Origin of the sequence: Specibacter sp. NPDC057265 (genome assembly GCF_042668835.1) — a bacterium.
Classification (GTDB): Bacteria; Actinomycetota; Actinomycetes; order Actinomycetales; family Micrococcaceae; genus Specibacter.
This window is the reverse complement of the sequence record NZ_JBHUYE010000010.1, coordinates 51,165-69,231: the sequence shown is the minus strand read 5'-3', so window position 1 is coordinate 69,231 and position 18,067 is coordinate 51,165. Positions and strand designations below refer to the sequence as shown.

16 protein-coding genes and 1 tRNA gene are annotated in these 18,067 nt (G+C 65.4%); 6 read left to right on the top strand and 11 right to left on the bottom strand.

Features of this window, described 5'->3' with window-relative positions; all coding sequences use genetic code 11:
- The first annotated feature begins 23 nt into the window (after positions 1-23).
- A complete protein-coding gene (locus ACFUCV_RS09265; protein WP_380814865.1) occupies positions 24-329 on the top strand; it encodes a hypothetical protein in 306 nt (101 codons plus the stop codon).
- Positions 330-383: 54 nt separating this feature from the next.
- Here the strand turns inward: ACFUCV_RS09265 and ACFUCV_RS09260 are convergent, their stop codons facing one another.
- The 3 genes from ACFUCV_RS09260 to ACFUCV_RS09250 all read right to left on the bottom strand — a co-directional run bounded on the left by ACFUCV_RS09260 (position 384) and on the right by ACFUCV_RS09250 (position 6,974).
- Positions 384-1,310 carry an RluA family pseudouridine synthase gene (locus ACFUCV_RS09260; protein WP_380814863.1) on the bottom strand — a complete coding sequence of 309 codons (927 nt, stop codon included), beginning with the start codon at positions 1,308-1,310 and terminating at the stop codon, positions 384-386.
- Between the two features lie 77 nt (positions 1,311-1,387).
- Positions 1,388-2,218, bottom strand: a complete 831-nt coding sequence (locus ACFUCV_RS09255; RefSeq protein ID WP_380814861.1) for a DNA-formamidopyrimidine glycosylase family protein — start codon at positions 2,216-2,218, stop codon at positions 1,388-1,390.
- Positions 2,211-6,974 (bottom strand): ATP-dependent helicase, encoded by a 4,764-nt coding sequence (locus ACFUCV_RS09250; RefSeq protein WP_380814859.1) that lies wholly within the window; start codon positions 6,972-6,974, stop codon positions 2,211-2,213. Before ACFUCV_RS09250 ends, ACFUCV_RS09255 begins: the two co-directional genes overlap by 8 nt.
- A 207-nt stretch (positions 6,975-7,181) precedes the next feature.
- Here ACFUCV_RS09250 and ACFUCV_RS09245 point away from each other — a divergent pair, with 207 nt between their 5' ends.
- Positions 7,182-7,751 (top strand): hypothetical protein, encoded by a 570-nt coding sequence (locus tag ACFUCV_RS09245; RefSeq protein WP_380814857.1) that lies wholly within the window; start codon positions 7,182-7,184, stop codon positions 7,749-7,751.
- A gap of 26 nt (positions 7,752-7,777) precedes the next feature.
- Here ACFUCV_RS09245 and ACFUCV_RS09240 read toward each other — a convergent pair whose 3' ends face one another.
- From ACFUCV_RS09240 to tadA, 7 genes are all read right to left on the bottom strand, one after another.
- Positions 7,778-8,470 (bottom strand): DUF4232 domain-containing protein, encoded by a 693-nt coding sequence (locus ACFUCV_RS09240; RefSeq protein WP_380814855.1) that lies wholly within the window; start codon positions 8,468-8,470, stop codon positions 7,778-7,780.
- A gap of 83 nt (positions 8,471-8,553) precedes the next feature.
- Positions 8,554-9,270, bottom strand: coding sequence for a YcnI family protein (locus ACFUCV_RS09235; RefSeq protein ID WP_380814853.1), 717 nt, complete (start codon positions 9,268-9,270; stop codon positions 8,554-8,556).
- 65 nt (positions 9,271-9,335) lie between these two features.
- Positions 9,336-9,980, bottom strand: coding sequence for a hypothetical protein (locus tag ACFUCV_RS09230; RefSeq protein WP_380814850.1), 645 nt, complete (start codon positions 9,978-9,980; stop codon positions 9,336-9,338).
- A 64-nt stretch (positions 9,981-10,044) separates the two neighbouring features.
- A complete protein-coding gene (locus ACFUCV_RS09225) occupies positions 10,045-11,556 on the bottom strand; it encodes a sensor histidine kinase (RefSeq protein ID WP_380814847.1) in 1,512 nt (503 codons plus the stop codon).
- A complete protein-coding gene (locus tag ACFUCV_RS09220) occupies positions 11,553-12,293 on the bottom strand; it encodes a response regulator transcription factor (RefSeq protein ID WP_380814844.1) in 741 nt (246 codons plus the stop codon). The genes ACFUCV_RS09225 and ACFUCV_RS09220 overlap by 4 nt, the downstream gene beginning before the upstream one ends.
- A gap of 332 nt (positions 12,294-12,625) precedes the next feature.
- Positions 12,626-12,715, bottom strand: a tRNA-Ser gene (locus ACFUCV_RS09215).
- A gap of 76 nt (positions 12,716-12,791) precedes the next feature.
- The gene (tadA, locus tag ACFUCV_RS09210) at positions 12,792-13,289 is read right to left on the bottom strand and encodes a tRNA adenosine(34) deaminase TadA (protein ID WP_380814842.1); all 498 of its coding nucleotides are present in this window, start codon (positions 13,287-13,289) and stop codon (positions 12,792-12,794) included.
- Positions 13,290-13,311: 22 nt separating this feature from the next.
- Between tadA and upp the strand changes: the two genes are divergently transcribed.
- Positions 13,312-13,950, top strand: coding sequence for a uracil phosphoribosyltransferase (gene upp, locus ACFUCV_RS09205; RefSeq protein WP_380814840.1), 639 nt, complete (start codon positions 13,312-13,314; stop codon positions 13,948-13,950).
- Between the two features lie 9 nt (positions 13,951-13,959).
- Here the strand turns inward: upp and ACFUCV_RS09200 are convergent, their stop codons facing one another.
- A complete protein-coding gene (locus ACFUCV_RS09200) occupies positions 13,960-14,652 on the bottom strand; it encodes a transglycosylase (protein WP_380814838.1) in 693 nt (230 codons plus the stop codon).
- A gap of 412 nt (positions 14,653-15,064) precedes the next feature.
- Here ACFUCV_RS09200 and ACFUCV_RS09195 point away from each other — a divergent pair, with 412 nt between their 5' ends.
- From ACFUCV_RS09195 to ACFUCV_RS09185, 3 genes are all read left to right on the top strand, one after another.
- Positions 15,065-15,436, top strand: a complete 372-nt coding sequence (locus ACFUCV_RS09195; protein WP_380814835.1) for a MarR family winged helix-turn-helix transcriptional regulator — start codon at positions 15,065-15,067, stop codon at positions 15,434-15,436.
- Positions 15,437-16,675 (top strand): MFS transporter, encoded by a 1,239-nt coding sequence (locus ACFUCV_RS09190; RefSeq protein WP_380814832.1) that lies wholly within the window; start codon positions 15,437-15,439, stop codon positions 16,673-16,675.
- Between the two features lie 492 nt (positions 16,676-17,167).
- Positions 17,168-17,992, top strand: a complete 825-nt coding sequence (locus ACFUCV_RS09185; RefSeq protein WP_380814828.1) for a winged helix-turn-helix domain-containing protein — start codon at positions 17,168-17,170, stop codon at positions 17,990-17,992.
- Positions 17,993-18,067 lie beyond the last annotated feature (75 nt).

Below are 18,067 nucleotides of genomic sequence, written 5' to 3'. Positions count from 1 at the left end.
GCCCACGGCAATAGGCTCAAGACATGCCCTCCTTTCGCGCCACCTTGCAAATCACCGGACTGTTGCCCGGCCATGCCCCTGAAGAAGTCATGGACATGGCCGTGGCCACAGTTGGGTCCGCCCATGTGGTGGAAGCCAATCAGCTGGACATAGCTGGCGGGATTCCACGCATCACGGTGCGTTTCATGGTGGAGGCCAGCGAGTACGACGCCGAGAACCAGTATGCGCGCAATGCCGCCGTTTCCATGGCGCATGGGGTGGGCCAGGTGGCCACCACGGGCGCCGTGCGCAGTTACCGCAGGTCCGCGGGCAAGTGGCTTCCGCTCTAGGAAGCTACAGGAAGCTACAGGAAGCTACAGGGGCGCAGGCTGCGCCGTGCTGCGCTACTTGTGGTTGGGAAACGCGGAGAGCTCCAGTTCTGAGCAGTACTGCACAGCTTTGCCGGTGATCGGGTCGGTGAAGGCGATGCTGTGGGCCAGCAATTGCAGGGGTTTGCTGTAGTCATCCGGGGCCTGGGCATGCAGCACGGGGTAGAAGGGGTCGTGAAGAATCCCGATGCCCTGGGACGCCAGGTGCACGCGCAGTTGATGGGTCTTGCCGGTGTGCGGCTGCAGATGGTACAGCCCCAGGGTTTGCCCCGCGACGGGATCAACCCGGGTATCCATGAGCTCAATGCGCGTCTCGGCATTGGGCTCGCCCGCAACTTCCTCGGCCAGCAAATACGTGCGTGACTTGATCATGCGGCTGCGCACCACCAGGGGGAACTGGAGCTCCGCGCGCACGGGTGCCACGGCACGGTATGTCTTTTCAATGCGGCGCCTTTCAAACAGGAGTTGATATTTGCCGCGGGTTTCCGGATTGGCCGAGAACAGCAGCACACCTGCCGTCATGCGGTCCAGTCTGTGGATGGGCACCAGATCCGGCTGGTCCAGCAGCACGCGCAACCTGACCAGAGCCGATTCCTGCACATACATCCCGCCCGGGGTGGTGGGCAGAAAGTGTGGTTTGTCCACCACCACCAGATGCTCGTCCTGGTGCAGCACGGACAGCTCCACGGGCAGCCGCTGTTCCACGGGAAGTTCGCGGTAGTACCAAATAAAAAGATGCTCGTTCAGGGCCGTGGTGGGTGTGACAATCTCCCCGCCCAAAGCCTTGACCTCACCGCGTTCAAAACGCTCCACAATCCCGGCCGGATCAACATGGTTGAATTTGTCCAGCACATAGTCCATGGCGGTTGTCCAGGGACCTTCTTCAGGCATGCGCATGCGCGTGGCATTGACGCCATTGCGCACGGGGAGGGGGGATTTCATCACCTTTCAAGGGTACCGACGTCTGCGCAGCAGCCAAACCGGTGGGCCGGCCCAAACGCGGGAAAGCCGCCGCTGCCTTAGGGCTCGGGCTGGCACCGCGGGCACCAGTAAATGTCCCGCGGCGCCCGCACGGGATGGGCCGGATCCAAAATTTTGGCGTGCTGCACCGTGGCACCGCACCGCTTGCACGGCCTCCCGGCCCGGCCATAGACCCAAAAGGCGGCATCGCCGCGTGCCGGACCGCCAGTGGTGGAACGCCCGGAGCGGTCCTTGTTTGCTTCCAGCAGGCGCTTGGCCAGGGCCACAATGCGCGGCAGATCCGGGACCTGGGCCACGGCAACCGCCGGATGCACGCCACCGAGGAAACACAGATCGCTGCGGTACACATTGCCAATTCCGGCAATCTTCCGCTGATCCAGCAATGCCAGCCCCACGGGTTCGGCGGGATCGGTGCGCAAACGCCGCAGGGCCTCCTGCGCATCCCAATCCGGCCCCAGCAGATCCGGCCCCAAATGGTCCACGGCCCCGCCCACCAACGCTTCGGGCAGGACTTCCAGCACGCCCAGGGAGAAACCCACCGCGGAAGCCAGCCTGGTTTGCAGCACCACCCGGGCCGTGTGGGCGGGCCGGCGCCACCGCGCAAAGCGGCCATCGCTGCCCACCGGATAAATGTCCCAGTGGCCCTCCATCAGCAAGTGCGAATGGATCACCACGCGGTCGCGTGCCTGTTCGGCATCAATGTACATCAACAGGTGCTTGCCCCGCGACTGCACCGACTCCACCACCCGGCCGCTCAGATCCAAGGTGGCGTGCGCGGGAATCCGGAAGTCACTTGCGGTGAGCACCTTTCCTTCCAGGACCGCGCGCAGATCCCGGGCCTGCCGCCACACCGTATCTCCCTCAGGCACGGATGCGCACCCCCCTGGGGGTGCTGTAGGCGCCGGCCGCCAGCAGGGCGGGGGCCAGGGGACTGCCCAGAATTTCTTGGCCATTGACCTTTTCCGCCGCCATCTTGTCAATGGCCCCCCGCTTGACCACACCCACCAGCGCGGCTGCCGCGAGTCCAATGAGCGCCTCGTCACCGCTGAAGCACAACAGTGTCCGGCCGCCGCGCTCCACGTACAGCACCAGGACGCCGTCGACCATCACCACCAATGCCCCCGCCTTCCGTCCCGGCCGGTGGCCGGAATCCAGTGCCGGCCAGGGCAGGGCCGCACCATAGGGGTTGGCGGGGTCGGTTGCGGCCAGTGCGAGGGCCTGCGGCGGACGCGGGTTCACGGTGGCGTCCTCGCTGAAACTTCGCAGCCGGTCCACGGTGGCGGGAACGGCGAACTGCGCCGCGCCGAGGTGTTCAATGAAGTAGCCGCGGCGGCACTTTCCGCCTTCCTCCAGGCGCGCCAGAATCTTGTACATGAGTCCGAAACCGCCGGGGAGGCCGTGGTTCATGACCGAACCACGGGTCACCACACCGTACCTGTCCAAAAACAGCTCGGCCAGGGCATGGCCGCGCAGGGTGGCCTGGGCACTGTTCATGGACGCCGGATCATCCAGCGGCACGGTGGGCAGCAGGCTCCAGCGCCCCGAACTCATGGGCGGGGCGCCACCCTGCGTGCCGGCGGCCCGGCCGGGCAGGCGGCCGTAGCGCCCGGCCCGTGCAGGCCGCAGCCTGGACGGCGGCGCTTTTTGTTTGTGCGCCGTATGGCCACCACCCAGCAGGGCGCGGACGGGGGAGAAGGTGTCATTGCTGATCCGCCCGGCCCAAAACAGCTCCCACAGGGCAGGCGTCAGCTGTCCGTCGGCGGCGTCGGCCCCGGCGGCCGTCATCTCATGGAGCTGGTGGAAGAAATAGGCTCCGCCGCCTGCCAAGGCCGCAAGCACCCGTTCATGCAGGGGGCCCGGGGTAAAGTCCGCCGCGGGGGCAAGGGTGAGCTCCGCCGACTCGGCAATGTGCAGGCTCAGCCAGCCGTCGTTGGACCCCAGCGCACCGGCGCCGGAGACCAGCACCTCGCCGGTGGCCATCAACTCATCCAGCAGGGCGGGGGAATAGTTGGCCACGCGTGCGGCCAGCACCAGCGGCTCCCAGGCCGACGCCGGAATGGGCACCCCGGCCAGCTGGTCCACCACCGTGAGCACGCCGTCCAAACCCCGCAGGGCCGGGGAAGCGGAGGCTGCGGTGACATGCTGCCATCCCGGCAGGAAGCGGGCGTAGCTGGCTGCGTCCACCGGTTCCACCTCGGCCCGCAACGCCGCCAGGGAGCGGCTGCGCAGCTGCCGCAGCACCTGCACGTCGCACCATTCCAGCGCCCCGTCCGTGCGCGCCATGGAGGCGGGCAGGAACTCGCCCTCGGTGATGCGCCTGTCTGCGGCCAAGCGGGCCAATCCGGAATTGACCACTGCAATCCCCAACCCCAGCCGGGTGGCGACGTCGGCGGCCGTGAAGGGTCCGTGGGTGCGGGCGTAGCGGCCCAGCAAATCCCCGAGGGGATCGCCCACGGGTTCCAAAAAGGCCAGTGGCACGCCCATGGGCAGGGGAATGCCCAGGGCGTCACGCAGGCGGGCGGAATCCTCAATGGCCGCAAAGCGTGCTTCGCCGCCCATGTTGACCTGCAGGGCCCGGTTGGCTGCCACGAGTTCGTTCACATGCGAAGCGGACCGGGCCGCGTGCGCGGCGGCGTCCGTTTCCGGTTCGGCGGGAAGCAGACGCTCCGACACTTCCGCCACGGTCAACGGGCCCAGCAGGCGCAGGAGATCGGCCACCCCCTCCAGGCCGCGGGCGCGGCGGTCGCTGTCTGCGCCGGTGCCCGGCAGCCGCTGGAGCTGGGCTTCGGTGGCGGCAATGACCGCCGGATCCAACAACTCACGCAGCTCGGCCCGGCCCAGCAGCTCATCCAGCAGTGCCGGGTCCAGGGAGAGCGCCGCGGCGCGGCGTTCGGCCAGGGGGGAATCGCCCTCGTACAAAAACGAGGCCACGTAGCCAAAGAGCAGGGAGCGGGAGAACGGGGAGGGCTCGCTCGTGGTGGTTTCCACAATGCGCAGCTCGCGGCGCTCAATGGCGCCGGCAATGTTTTTCAATGCCGGCAGATCGTACACGTCCTGCAGGCACTCGCGCACGGTTTCCAGCACGATCGGGAACTGCGGGTACTTGCGGGCCACATCCAGAAGCTGGGCCGAACGCTGGCGCTGCTGCCACAGGGGCGAGCGTTTGCCCGGGTTTTGCCGTGGCAGCAGCAGGGCGCGGGCCGCGCATTCGCGGAAACGGCTGGCAAAAAGGGCGGACCCGCCCACCTCCGCGGTGACAATGCCGTCCAGTTCCTCCGGGTCAAACAGGAACAAATCGGCGCCGGGAGGCTCGTCATCCATCAGCGGCACCCGCAGCACAATGCCGTCGTCGGAGGCCATGGCCGAGCCGTCCAGGCCGTAACGCTCATGCACACGCGCCGCCACGGCCAGGGCCCAGGGTGCATGCACCGGCATGCCGAAGGGGCTGTGCAGCACCACACGCCAATCGCCGAGTTCGTCGTGGAAGCGCTCCACCATCAGTGTCCTGTCATCGGGAACCTGGGTGGTGGCAGCCTTTTGCTCGTCGAGGTAGCTGAGCAGGTTGTTCGCAGCCCACTCGTCCAGACCGGTGGCAGTGCAGCGCTCCAGGGCCTTTTTGCGCGGGGCGGCGCTGATTTCCCGGATGAAGGCGCCCAGGGCGCGGCCCAGCTCCACGGGCCTGCCCAGGGAATCACCCTTCCAGAACGGCAGCTTCCCGGGCTGTCCGAAGGCGGGGGAGACCAGCACCCGGTCAAAGGTGATGTCCTCAATTTTCCAGCTGGTGGCACCAAGGGCAAAAATGTCGCCCACACGGGATTCGTAGACCATTTCCTCGTCAAGTTCGCCCACGCGGCGCCCGCCCTTGTTGGCCGCGCCAGGTGCACCAGGCTCCTCGGAGCCAATGATGAATACACCAAAGAGTCCGCGGTCGGGAATGGTGCCGCCGGAGGTGACGGCAAGGCGCTGGGCTCCGGGGCGGCCGGTGATGGTGCCGGCGGTGCGGTCCCAGACAATCCGGGGGCGCAGTTCGGCAAACTCGTCAGAGGGGTACCTGCCGGCCAGCAAATCCAAGGTGGCCTCGAATGCCGAACGGGGCAAGGCCAAAAACGGTGCGCTGCGGCGCACGGTGTCAAACCAGTCATCGACGTCCAAAGCCTCCAGTGCCGTGGCTGCCACTGTCTGCTGGGCCAGGATGTCCAGCGGATTGGCGGGAATGGACAATGGCTCAATGTGCCCGGCCAGCATCCGCTCCACCGTGACGGCCGAATGCAGCAAATCCGCCCGGTGCTTGGGGAACAGCAGGCCCTCGGAAATCTCGCCCACCTGGTGCCCGGCGCGGCCAACACGTTGCAGGCCGCTGGCCACCGAGGGCGGAGACTCCACTTGGATCACCAAATCCACCGCCCCCATGTCAATGCCCAGTTCCAGGCTCGAGGTGGCCACCACGGCGCGCAGCCGCCCGGACTTCAAGTCATCCTCAATCAAGGCGCGTTGATCCTTGGACACGGAGCCGTGGTGGGCCTTGGCCAAAACATTGGGTGCGCCGGCCACGGCCCCGGCCTGTGCCATCATTTCCGCCGGCAGCTTGGCCGGCACCGCGGGGGCCCGCCACGGCACGGAGGCGGGTCCGGCGTCGGACGGCCCCGGCCCGGACCCGGATGCGGGCTCCGGGGCGGCAGCCATGGCGGCAAGCTCCAGGCGCTCCACGTAAATTTCATTCAACCGGCCTGTGAGCCGTTCGGCCAGGCGCCGGGAATTGGCAAAGATGATCGTGGATTTTTTAGCCAGGACCGCATCGACGATTTTTTCCTCCACATGCGGCCAAATGGAGGCGTTGGGCTGCAGGCCGGAGGCCGGACCCGCGTCATGCGCCGAGGCGAGGGCAGGGAGTTCCGTCATGTCCGCCACCGGGACCGTCACGGCAAGGTTCCAGGTCTTGGTGCTGGTGGGCGCCACGATGGCCACGGGCGCGTCGCCGCCCAAAAAGCGGGCCACCGTGGAATGCGGCTCCACGGTGGCCGACAGGCCAATGCGCTGGGCCGGGGTGTCCAGGAGGGCATCAAGCCGTTCCAGGGAAACGGCAAGGTGGGCGCCGCGCTTGGTGCCGGCCACGGCGTGGACCTCGTCAATGATCACCGTCTGCACGTCGGTGAGGGTCTCGCGCGCCTTGGAGGTCAGCATCAAAAACAGGGACTCGGGGGTGGTGATCAAGATGTCGGGGGGTTGGGTCAGCAGGCGCCTGCGTTCTGCGGTGGGGGTGTCGCCGGAGCGCACACCCACACTGACATGCGGGGCCTCCACGCCCAGGCGCGCCGCCGTTTGGGTGATGCCGATCAGGGGTGCCCGGAGGTTGCGCTCCACATCCACGCCCAGGGCCTTCAAAGGGGAAATATACAGCACGCGGGTTTTGGGTTTTGTGCCGCCGGGGGTTGTTTCGGACGCTTTGGCAATGAGTCCGTCAAGGGACCACAAAAAGGCCGCGAGCGTCTTTCCGGAGCCGGTGGGGGCCACCACCAACGAGTGCGCGCCGTCGGCAATGGCTTCCCACGCTCCGGTCTGGGCTGGCGTGGGCGTCCCAAAGGCACCTAAAAACCATTCGCGGGTGGGCGCTGCGAACTGGTTCATGGTGGACTTTTTAGCACTGCTCGCCTTGGTTCCTTGCACGGCTCCATCATGCCGCATGGGACTGACATTTGGGCAGCTGTCCACGAGTGTCCGCGGCTAGCGGTAATCTAATTCCTAGGAGCGGCAAGGTATGCCGGGGCCGGTCCGGCGTTAAGTGCATGCCCGGGGGGTCAAGCTACTTATTGGGACGGTTTGGAGGCAGGCGCAGTGCAGACACGGCACGTTGGCAACAACTGGGTTCCCTTCCTCGGATTGTCATTGATGTTTCTGCTTGGCGCGGCCATCAGCATGGTGACCGCACGTGGCAATGGCGCCAATGCGGCGTTCTTCGTTGCCGCCTCCCTGGTGGTGGGCGCGCTGAGCCTTGCCTGGTTGTGGAAGAACCCGTCGTGGTGGCTTGCCCCACGCAACCATTACCTTTACCTGGCCGGTGGCACCGTGGCGGCCCTGCTGTTGAGCGCTTTGCTGCCCTTTTTAAACGGTGCCGGTCCGTGGCTTGTGCTGGGGATCGGCCTCATGGTCTACGGCCGCTTTGAACAGCTTCGCCTGCTTATTACAGTGGGCGGTGCCATGACTTTGACCGGCTTTCTGGCAGCCGTGATCCATGCTGACGTGTGGGGCGGGGCCTTGCACCTGCTGACCGCCGGCATTGTGGCCTTCGCCGCCAACCGCCTGCATGTGCTGCGCCATGGCCGACGCCGGGAAACCCTGGACAGCGACCCCGGCTTCATTGGCTCCTTTGAAGAGTTTGACCCCAATGAGGCCCTGCGCCCCTAGCGGCTTGGATCCCGTGGTGTTGCCGCCTAGGGCTGGAATGCGCCAATGGTCAACAAGTTAATGCCGGCATTGCTGCAAGCCGAAAGCGGGTGGGGGATTTCCAGGCTGTCTGTGGCGCTGGGCGGATAAACCAGGATGGACTGCGCCTGAACGTGCTGGCAGTTTTGGTAGTTGCCGGCCTGCGTGTAGTGCAGCCGGGCCCCGGCGGCGCTTCCGGGCGTGAGCGTGATGGGCCCGTTCGACGGCGCCTGCGCATCACGCACTGCCGGCTCGCCAATGGGTGTGGTGGTCCCCGCCATGATCATGGACACCCCCGGGTAGCCGTCCAGGATGCAGGCAGCCGTGGAGGTGTTGGTGAGAACAAGTTTCAAGTACACCTGCCCGGCCGCGCCCTCCCCGTCCCCCAGGGAGCCGGTCAGCGCTGCGGCCGTGCACAGGGGCGCGGGGGCCGCCGGCGCGCTGCCCGTTGCCGATGGTGGGGCGGCAGTGGGAGCGGCCACCGGGGGCGTGGTGGCCGGCGGGCTGGACGGGACCGGCTCTGCCGTGGCCTCAGGCGTGGCCACGGCTGAGCCGGCGGCGGACGGGGAAGTGCCCGGGGTGTCAGCGCCTTGCTGTCCGCCACAGGCGGTCAGGGACGCACCCAGACCCAGCACCGCCGCCAGTGCCAAAGCCCTGGTGAGGCGAAAGGGGGAAGCGCTGCGTCGCTGGGCTGTAGTCATGATTCCACCTTTACGCCCCGGGGCACGCGAGTCAACTCACCCAACGCCCCAAGGTGCCGGCCCTGGGGCGTCAACGTGCATGGTTACGCCTTGCGTCCGGTGCGCCAGAACGCCAGGGCACCCAAAACCAGTCCCAGCAGGCCGGCACCCAGGCCTACCCAGGAAGGCCAGACAGGGGCGCCGCCCGTTGCCTCCGCGGCCTGGACCCCGGCAGCGTCTGCGCCATGGCCGCCATCCGCACCTTGGCCGCCATGGCCGTCTCCGGCCACGGCGGCCGTGATGGTCAGCTCCGGCGCCGGGGCATCCACTGAATCATGGTCGGCGCCCTCGGCCGGAATCTGGCTCCAATCGGTCTGCCCGGTCTCGCAACTCTGCAGGGTGGGGAAATACAGGGTGGTTCCCTCGGCGTCGGGCAGCTGCAGGGAAAGCACAAAGGCCTCACGCAGGCCATCCGCCAGCGGTGTTTTGGCCGTGTAGGTGATGGACTTGGTGCGCTCGCTGACCTTGCTGCCATTGGCCAAGGTGGCGGGCGTGTCCAGCTTTTCCTTGGTCTTGCTGACCGTCCAGTTGGGGTTGACGGTGGGGGTGGCGTCCATCAACTCCGCAGGCAAGGTGATGGTCATGGCGGTGGTGGCGGAACCGTCGCAGCCGTGGCCGGTGGCGAAGGTGACCAGGGAGTACGAAGCGGCGGCCGTCTCGGTGGGCGTGGCGGTGACGTGGGCGGAGGCGCTGCCCAGACCCAGCAGCATGAGGCCGGCGGTGGCGCCGACGGCGAGGGTGGAGGTGGTGGAAAAACGCATGGTAAAACCTTTCGAAACGGAAATCACTGCAGGGAAAACGCACCCTGCGGGATGTTCGAAGGGTGCTATGTCAAAAGAAGGCGCGGCACTGGAGGCCCGCGCCGCGTGTCCGGGGGCGCATTGCGCCAGGGGAGGCGCGGCAGGGGGATCGGGGTCGGCGTCGAGCCCGGGCCTTGTGGGGGCAGGACCCGGACCACCGCGGCACTTCTGCACAGTGGACGCAGCCAGCCGGCAAGGCCCCAAAGGGCCTGCTCGCCGCTGGCAAGAAGCACAGCGCTCAGCAGGCTGGCCAGCAGGTGGGCCGCGGCCATGGTGGCGGACATGGCGCCATGGCCGCCGGCTTCACCGGCATGGACGGACAGCGGCGCGGCCTGGGCCAGCAGTGATGCCAGGTGGGCGTCGCCATGGGCGGCGTGGCCCACGAGGTGGCTGGCCCCGAGCGCAGCAGCGGCGGGAACCTCGTGGGAGAGGAAAGCGAAGGCGTGGTGCAGCACCACTTGGCTGGCGGCGAGCAGAGCCGTCATGACGGGCAGGGAAAGCCGGAACTTGGTGACAAAGCTGGCCATCAGGATATGCAGGGCCAGGATGGCCGTCATGATGGGTGCCGCCGGCAGGGACCCGCCGGCCATGAGGTGCGCGCCCGCAGCCAAGCCCAGAAAGCTGGCGCCCACCACCGAGGCGCGGAGCAGCCTAAAAGGTGCCTGCTGCACTGGTGCTCCCTCCCAAAGACTCTCCTACCCTGCCTTCGAGTTTAGGCGGAAAACACCCAATTGCTTATTTGCCGCCCGGCTGCCGCGGCGGGTGCTTCGGTGTTGGCGGAATTGCTGGCAGGCGCACAGTGAAAATTGTGCTGCCCGGAACGCTGGACACGTTCACGGTGCCGTGGTGGGCGTGCACAATCCCCTGCACAATGCTCAAACCAAGGCCAGTGCTGCCGGTGCCCCCGGTGCGGGACTCATCTGCCCGCGAAAACCTGTCAAAGACCGCATCCAAAAACCCGGGATCAATGCCGGGGCCGTTGTCGCCAACTGCCAGGACCGCCTCGCCACGGTCCAGGGCCAGGGAGGCGTGCACCACCGTGCCGGCGGGGGTGTGTTTGGCGGCGTTGGACAACAGGTTCAGCACCACTTGGCGCATGGCATCTGCATCGCATGACACTTCCACGGGCTGCTCCGGGACGGCGAAGGTCCATTGGTGGTCGGGGGAAGCCACCTGCATGTCAGTGACTGATTCCATCAGCAACGGGCTCAAGTTCACTGTGCCTGGTTCCACCACGGCGGCACGGGCCTCATCAAGGCGGGCCAGCGTCAGCAGATCCTCCACCAGCTTGGTCATGCGCACCGACTGCTCCTGCACCCGGTCCAACGCCGTCTGCCCGTCCGGGCTCAGCGGTTCGGTCATGGAGAGCAGCTCGGCGTAACCACGGATGGCCGTCAACGGGGTGCGCAGTTCATGGCTGGCGTCGGCCACAAAGGTACGCAGCTTGCTTTCGCTGCGGTGCCTGGCGAGCAGCGCGTTGGAGACATTGTCCAACATGGCATTGAAGGCGTTGCCCACATTTCCCACCTCCGTGCCGGGGCGGGCCGCGCTGTCCGGGACGCGGGTGCGCAACGCCACCTCGCCGGCGTCGAGCCTGAGTGTGGACACCCGGGTGGCGGTGTCTGAAAGCTGGACCAGTGGGCGCATGTTGCGGCGGATCAGGGCTGTCCCGGCCCAGCCCAAGGCCAGAAGCCCGGCCAGGGAGACCAGCACAATGGAGACGACCAGGGTCGAAAGGGTCTGTTCGGTGGCGGCGAGCGGCAGGCCGGTGATGAGGGTGTCGCCATTGGGTGCGGAGCTGGCCGCCAGGCGGTAATCCCCCAGGGAGAGGGCCCTGTTGCCGAGGGTGCCGTCGGTGGGGAGCTGGGCAAGGACGTCGGCGTCGGCCAAGGTGAGCTGCTGCCGGGTGCCGTCGCTGGAGAGGATGCCAGCGTAATGGACCACATCGTTGCTGAGCACAGCGCTCAGCTGGCCGGCGCTGGTGGCGCGGGCATTGAGGGGATCCGGGCCACGTGCTGCGGTGCCTGCGCTTTGGTAGAAAGTGGCGGTGCGCAGGGCGGCCTGCTGAAGTTCGGAGTCGAGCTGGTTATTGACCGTCAGGCTCAAGGTGGTGTAACTGACCAGGCCCACCAAAATGCAGATGACAGTGAGCAATGCCAGCATGACGGCCACCAGGCGGGAGCTGAGCTGCCAGGTGCCCGGGTGCAGCAGTTTTTCCAGGCGCCGGGCGGTGCGGGGTGCGTTCACGGGCCCGGCTTGATGACGTAGCCGGAACCGCGCACAGTGTGGATCATGGCTTCGTGGCCGGCGTCGACCTTTTTGCGCAGGTAGGAAATGTACAACTCCACAATGTTGCTTTGGCCGCCAAAATCGTAATTCCACACCCGGTCAAGGATGCGGGACTTGCTCAGTACATGGCGCGGGTTTTCCATAAGGAACTTCAGCAGTTCAAACTCGGTGCTGGTGAGGCTGATGTCGGCGCCGGCGCGCTGGACGGTTTTCGTGTCCTTGTTCAAGGTCAGGTCCCCCACGGTGAGCAGCGCGAACTGTGGTGCGGTGATGCCGGCGCGCTGGACAATCCGGTGCAGGCGCAGCAGGACCTCCTTCATGCTGAAGGGTTTGCTGACGTAATCATCACCGCCGGCCTGCAGGCCCAGAACCTTGTCTGAGACGGCGTCCTTGGCCGTGAGGAACAACGCCGGGACATCGGGGTGGATGGTGCGGATGCGTTGGAGCAGTTCCACGCCGTCCATGCCGGGCATCATGACATCGAGCACCAGCACGTCCGGGGTGAAGCCGCGGACGGCTTTGAGGGCCTGAAATCCGTCATGGGCCGTGGTGACATCCCAGCCGGTCATTTCCAGACCGCGGCGCATGAGGTCGGCCAGTTCCGGCTCGTCATCGACCACAAGCGCCCGGATGGGGCTGCCATCGGCGCGGGTGAGCTTGGGCAAAGCTGCTGGTGCCGGGCGTGGATGTTCCATGCCTTCCATTGTCCGCCACCGGTCACATAAATAACTGATGGCTTCCTGTGTGCTTGCTGTGGACTGCTGGGCCCTTTTGCCGCGGCCGGCCATTAAATTGATGGCATGGGAAAATTCCGGGGGGACAACTTTACTGCTGCTTGCGGCGCTGTCTTTGGGCGGGTGCAGCGGAGCGACTGTCGCCGAACCGCCCAGCACCCCACCCGCCGGGGGGACGACGCCGGCTGCCACGTCTGCGCCCGCTGCGCCGCACCCCTGAGTCCGGCAGTCCGCGGGGCAAAACAAAACCCCCACCTCCCTTGTAAACAAAGGGAAGCAGGGGCCTTGCAACTTGGCGGTGACGGTGGGATTTGAACCCACGTCAGGCTCTCACCTGAACAACATTTCGAGTGTTGCACCTTCGGCCGCTCGGACACGTCACCAACGGCTCAACCTTACCGGCTCAAAGCGCTACAACAAAAATGGCCGGTGGAGGGTCCGCGCGGAGGGTCCGGAAGCCTATTGGCGGTGCTTGCCGAAAAAATCCTTCAGCAGCGCAGCGCATTCATCTTCACGGACACCGGGGAACACTTCCACCCAGTGGTTGAGGCGGCGTTCGCGCAGGATGTCGAAGACGGATCCAGCCGCACCGGCCTTCTCATCCCAGGCGCCAAAGACGACGCGCGGGATCCTCGCCAGCACAATGGCCCCGGCACACATGGCGCAGGGTTCCAGTGTCACCACCAGGGTGCAGTCGGCGAGGCGCCAGGCACCGCGTTTGGCGGCGGCCGCACGGATGGCCACCACCTCGGCGTGCGCCGTGGGATCACCATGGGCTTCGCGTTCGTTTCGCCCCAAACCCAGCACGCCGCCGTCGGGACCCAGGACCACCGCACCAATGGGAACGTCGGCAGTGTCCAGCGCCTGCCGGGCTTGGGCCAGTGCCAAAGCCATCCATTGGGCGTGCAGTGCCGTGGTGGTGGTCTCGATTAGGGAAAAGTCCGGCGAATTGGGCACGGCTCAATGGTAACTTTTATTCATGCGCGTATTCGTTGCGGATCATCCGCTTATTGCCCACAAGTTGACTGTTCTTCGGGACAAAACCACCCCGTCTCCGGTATTCCGGCAGCTCACGGAAGAACTGGTCACCCTGCTGGCCTATGAGGCGACGCGTGAAGTGCGTGTTGAGCCCGTTAATATTGAAACGCCCGTGACGGCAGCCATTGGCACCGGGCTGGTCAAACCGACCCCTTTGGTGGTGCCGATCCTGCGCGCGGGCCTGGGCATGCTGGAGGGCATGACCCGGCTGCTGCCCACCGCTGAAGTTGGCTTTTTAGGGATGGCCCGAAACGAGGAAACCCTTGAGGCCATCACCTATGCCGAGCGGCTGCCGGAGGACTTGACCGGGCGTCAGGTCTACGTTTTGGATCCCATGCTGGCCACCGGCGGAACGCTGGTGGAGGCCTTTAACTTCCTTTTCGCCCGCGGTGCCGCGGACATCACCTGCATTTGCCTTCTGGCGGCTCCGGAAGGTCTGGCCAAGCTGGAGCAAGTGCATGGGAACCGTGACAACGTGCATGTGGTGCTGGCCTCCATTGACGAAGGCCTGGATGAAAATTCCTACATTGTGCCCGGTTTGGGCGACGCCGGCGACCGCCTGTACGGGGTCGTGGACTAAAGCCGGCCGTTAGTACCAGCCAACCGATTCCGAGTGTCCCCAGGCGCCGCACGGGGAGCCGTAGCGTTCGGCAATGTAGCCCAGACCCCAGCGGATCTGGGTTTCATAATTGGTGGCCCAGTCGCTGCCCGTGCTGGCCATTTTTTCAGCCGGCAGTGACTGGGCAATGCCGTAGGCGCCGCTGGAAGCGTTCTCCGCAGCGGTCAGCCACTCCGATTCCCGCTGCCAGAGCAGTGACAGGCACTGCATTTGATCGGCGCCCCAGCCAAAGGACGGCAGTTCGCTTGCGGCAAATGCCTTCGCTGCGGCCGGGTCGTTGACGGCGGTGACGGAGCCGGCCTTGGCTGCCAGCGGGGCAGCTTCGGAGGAGGCGGACACGCTGGAGCTGACATTTGGCTGCGCAAAGTCAATGGCGGCATTGCTGGGAACAGACACCGGTTCCGACGCCTGGACTTCTGATGCCAGGGCGGGAACTGCGGCCGAATGGTTGGCATCGCTGCCCACGTGCTGGGCGACACCGCCGGCGGCCATCAACGTGCCCGCAACGGCCACTGCAGCCACACCCTTTGCTGTCATGGCGGCGCCGGGGGCCTTGGCCGCTGGCGCCCTGTGGGCGGGGGTGCGGGCCGGGGCCTGGCCAACAGGCCTTGATTCCCGCGTCTTTTCAGCACGGCGTCGGCCGTGGTGACGTGCTTGAGTCATGGATCAGCCTCTCTGGGCGTGCAAAGGGTGCGTGCAAAGGGTGCCGGGTGAATGGCGGCGGGCGTCTGGCCATGGCCCGGCAGGTGGGCGGGGCCGCGGCGTCGTAATTCAAACCATGGCAGCCGGTGGCCCGGTGCCGGGGGCGCCAATGACAGGGTAGTCCATGAATTACCGGAATGTCACATATTGATAACGCCCGGCCGCACCGCAGGAGTGACGCAGCCAATATTTACTTAGCAATGCTAAAGAATTACGATGGAACGGCAGGAACCCCACAACCATCCGCGACAGACAGTGAGCTGCATTGAGAGACGAGTCCGCACCGCACCGTGCTGTGGCCCCGGGCAAGGGGGCTGGGCCTGTTTCTGCGGTCGGCGTTGGCCCGCTTGCGGCCGAACTGCGGGTGGCTGTCATGCGCACCTCGCGCAAGTTGCGGGCGGAAGCGGCCAGCCATGAAGTCAGTCCCGGCCAGTATTCGGTGCTGGCCGCGGTCGCGGTCGAGCCGCATACGGTGGGCCAATTGGCTGCGAAGGAACAAATTCAAGCCCCATCCATGACCAGGATCATCAACGCCCTGGCCGCTGCCCAACTGGTAGACCGTACTGAAAATCCGCTGGACAAGCGCCAGATCCTGGTTTCCATAACGGCCGCAGGCGCCGACGCCCTGGCCCGGGCCCGCAATAAACGCACCGCATGGTTGGCCCAGCGGGTGCAGGCCCTGACAGCTGAACAGCGGGCCACCCTGCACCAGGCTGCTTTGATTTTGCAGGAGATGAGCGCTTAGATGAGTGACGGTTCCATGTTCCGGGCTTTGCGGGTGTTCAACTACCGGCTGTGGGTGTCAGGGGCCCTGATTTCCAACATAGGCACCTGGATGCAGCGGGTGGCTCAGGACTGGCTGGTTTTGACCGTGCTGACCAACAATTCCGGCACTGCCGCCGGCATCACCACGGGTCTGCAGTTTCTGCCCATCATCTTCCTGGGACCCTATGCCGGTCTGCTGGGGGACCGCGTCAACAAGCGCAAACTCCTGCTTGTGACCCAGACGGCCATGGGATTTTGCGCGCTTTTGCTGGGTCTGCTGGTGGTGGGCAATGCGGCACAACTATGGCAGGTCTACGTCCTGGCCCTGGGGCTGGGGATAGCCAGCGCCTTTGACGCCCCGTCCCGCCAGGCCTTTGTTTCCGAGGTGGTCAGCAAGGAGGATGTGCCCAATGCGGTGGCGTTGAACAGCGCCTCCTTTAATTTGGCGCGGTTGGCCGGCCCCGGCGTGGCCGGCCTGGTCATTGCCCTGGTGGGCACCGGCCCCGCCTTTCTCATCAATGCAGCCAGCTTTGCCGCCGTCATCTTTTCGCTGTGGCGCATGCGCGTGCACGAGCTGATGCCCGCAGTGCGTGTTCCGCGGGCCAAGGGCCAGATCCGTGAAGGGTTCCGATACATTCGACATCGGCCGGAGCTGCTCATGATCATGGTGTTGGTGTTTTTGGTGGGCACCTTTGGGCTGAACTTTCAAATCACCAATGCGCTGATGGCCACCACGGTGTTCAATGTTGGCCCAGGGGAGTACGGGGTGCTGGGCTCGGTCATGGCCATCGGCACCCTGGCGGCAGCCCTGTTGGCGGCCCGGCGCAAAAACATGCGCATGGTCTACATTGTGGGCGGTGCCATGACCTTCGGTGCCACCGTGGCCATTGCCGCCGTCATGCCCAGTTACTTTTGGTACGCGGTGGCGCTGGTCCCGGTGGGTCTGGCGTCCTTGACGTTCATGAATGCCTGCAACACCACCGTGCAGTTGACCACCGATGCCAATATGCGGGGCCGGGTGCTGGCCGTCTACATGGTGGTCCTGCAGGGCGGCACCCCCATTGGGGCTCCGCTGGTGGGTTGGATCGCCACTGAGTTCGGTGCCCGCTGGTCCCTGGGCCTCGGTGCCGTGGTGGCAGTGCTCAGTGGGCTGATTGCAGCCATTGTGCTGAATCAGAGAAAAAAGCGGCCGCTTTCACCGCAGGTACCCCAGCAGTAAACAAGCGTTGACCTACCGGCAATAACTGGGTAAACACTGGGAATTCCAGGAATCTTGCCGGGACCCCAAACCCCCGCCCAATGCCCGGATGAACCAAATGAAGCAAACCAGACATTGAGGCGAATAAATGAGCGCGGAAATGGTAAATCCCCTAAAATAATTCCGAAATGGCGCAAACGACGCGTAACAATGCGCTTAATATTACGCTGTTGGCTTCATCACAAAGCGGCGCAAAATCTCATATGGTGGACACCTGGCCGCTATGTTACTTGCACGTTTGCTTTATTACGTAGCACACTGTGACTTGTGACCTTCCACTCAGAACGTACTGCAAGCGCAACAGCTCTGCACCCCGGCGTGCATAGGCGCTTTTGCTGTAGTTACCGAATGCCGGGCTAGTTCTCAGCTTTTTGCAGATGCAGGCCCAAGCAGTCGGGAAATCAGTGAACGCGTAAGCGCCGTGGTACACGGCCATACATTTAGGTAGTTTCAATGTCAGTAGCATCCGGGTATGTCCACATCTCTGTTCGAAATGCCGCCAAAGTGGTGGCACGCAACTCCAGCCTGGCCAACGCCGGGCGGACCGAACTCCCTGGTTACACCACCAGCCACCGTACCGACGCCGGAGCCCGCCTGCGGGCCGTTCCGGCCGCCGAAACAACTCCCATGACCGCTCCCACCCCAGTCATTGCCGGCGGGGATGCACTGCGCGGCGTCGCCACGGACAATGTGGCCCGCGGATTTGTCCTCTACGTGGGCGTTGACGAAGACACCGCCGCAGCGGCGGGAACCTCCCTGGCCAAGCTGGCCCAGGACATTCGCGCCTACGCCCAGCTGCTGGTGCCGCAGGCGCAGAGCTATGCAGCGGTGGCCATTGCGCCTTCGGATGCGGTTGGCACCGCCCTCGACGTGGTCCGTTCCACCTTCGGAGACCCCACGGTGGCTTCACGCCCGCGGCAGGAAGCGGTGCGGATGCCCGTTGCCGAACAGCGTCCCACGGGTGTGCTGATTGACCTGGCACGGCGCGAGGTGCACCTGGACGGCGACACCCTCAATTTGACGTTCAAGGAATTTGAACTGTTGAACTACCTGGTGGAAAACGGCACCCGCACCGTGGGACGCGATGAACTCCTGGAAGGCCTCTGGAGCAACGCCGATGAGATCCCCAATGAGCGCACCATCGACGTCCACATCCGTCGGCTGCGTTCGAAGCTGGGCCGGCTGGCGAACACCGTGCGCACCGTCCGTGGCGAGGGCTACCGCTTTTACGAACACCCCGAAGTGGTTGTTTGGGCCGCGCCGGAATACTCCATCTAGCACTTTTCACCATGTTCGACGGCGTCTGCCCCACCCACGTGGGGCAGGCGCCGTCGTTGCTTTGCAGCTGTCACT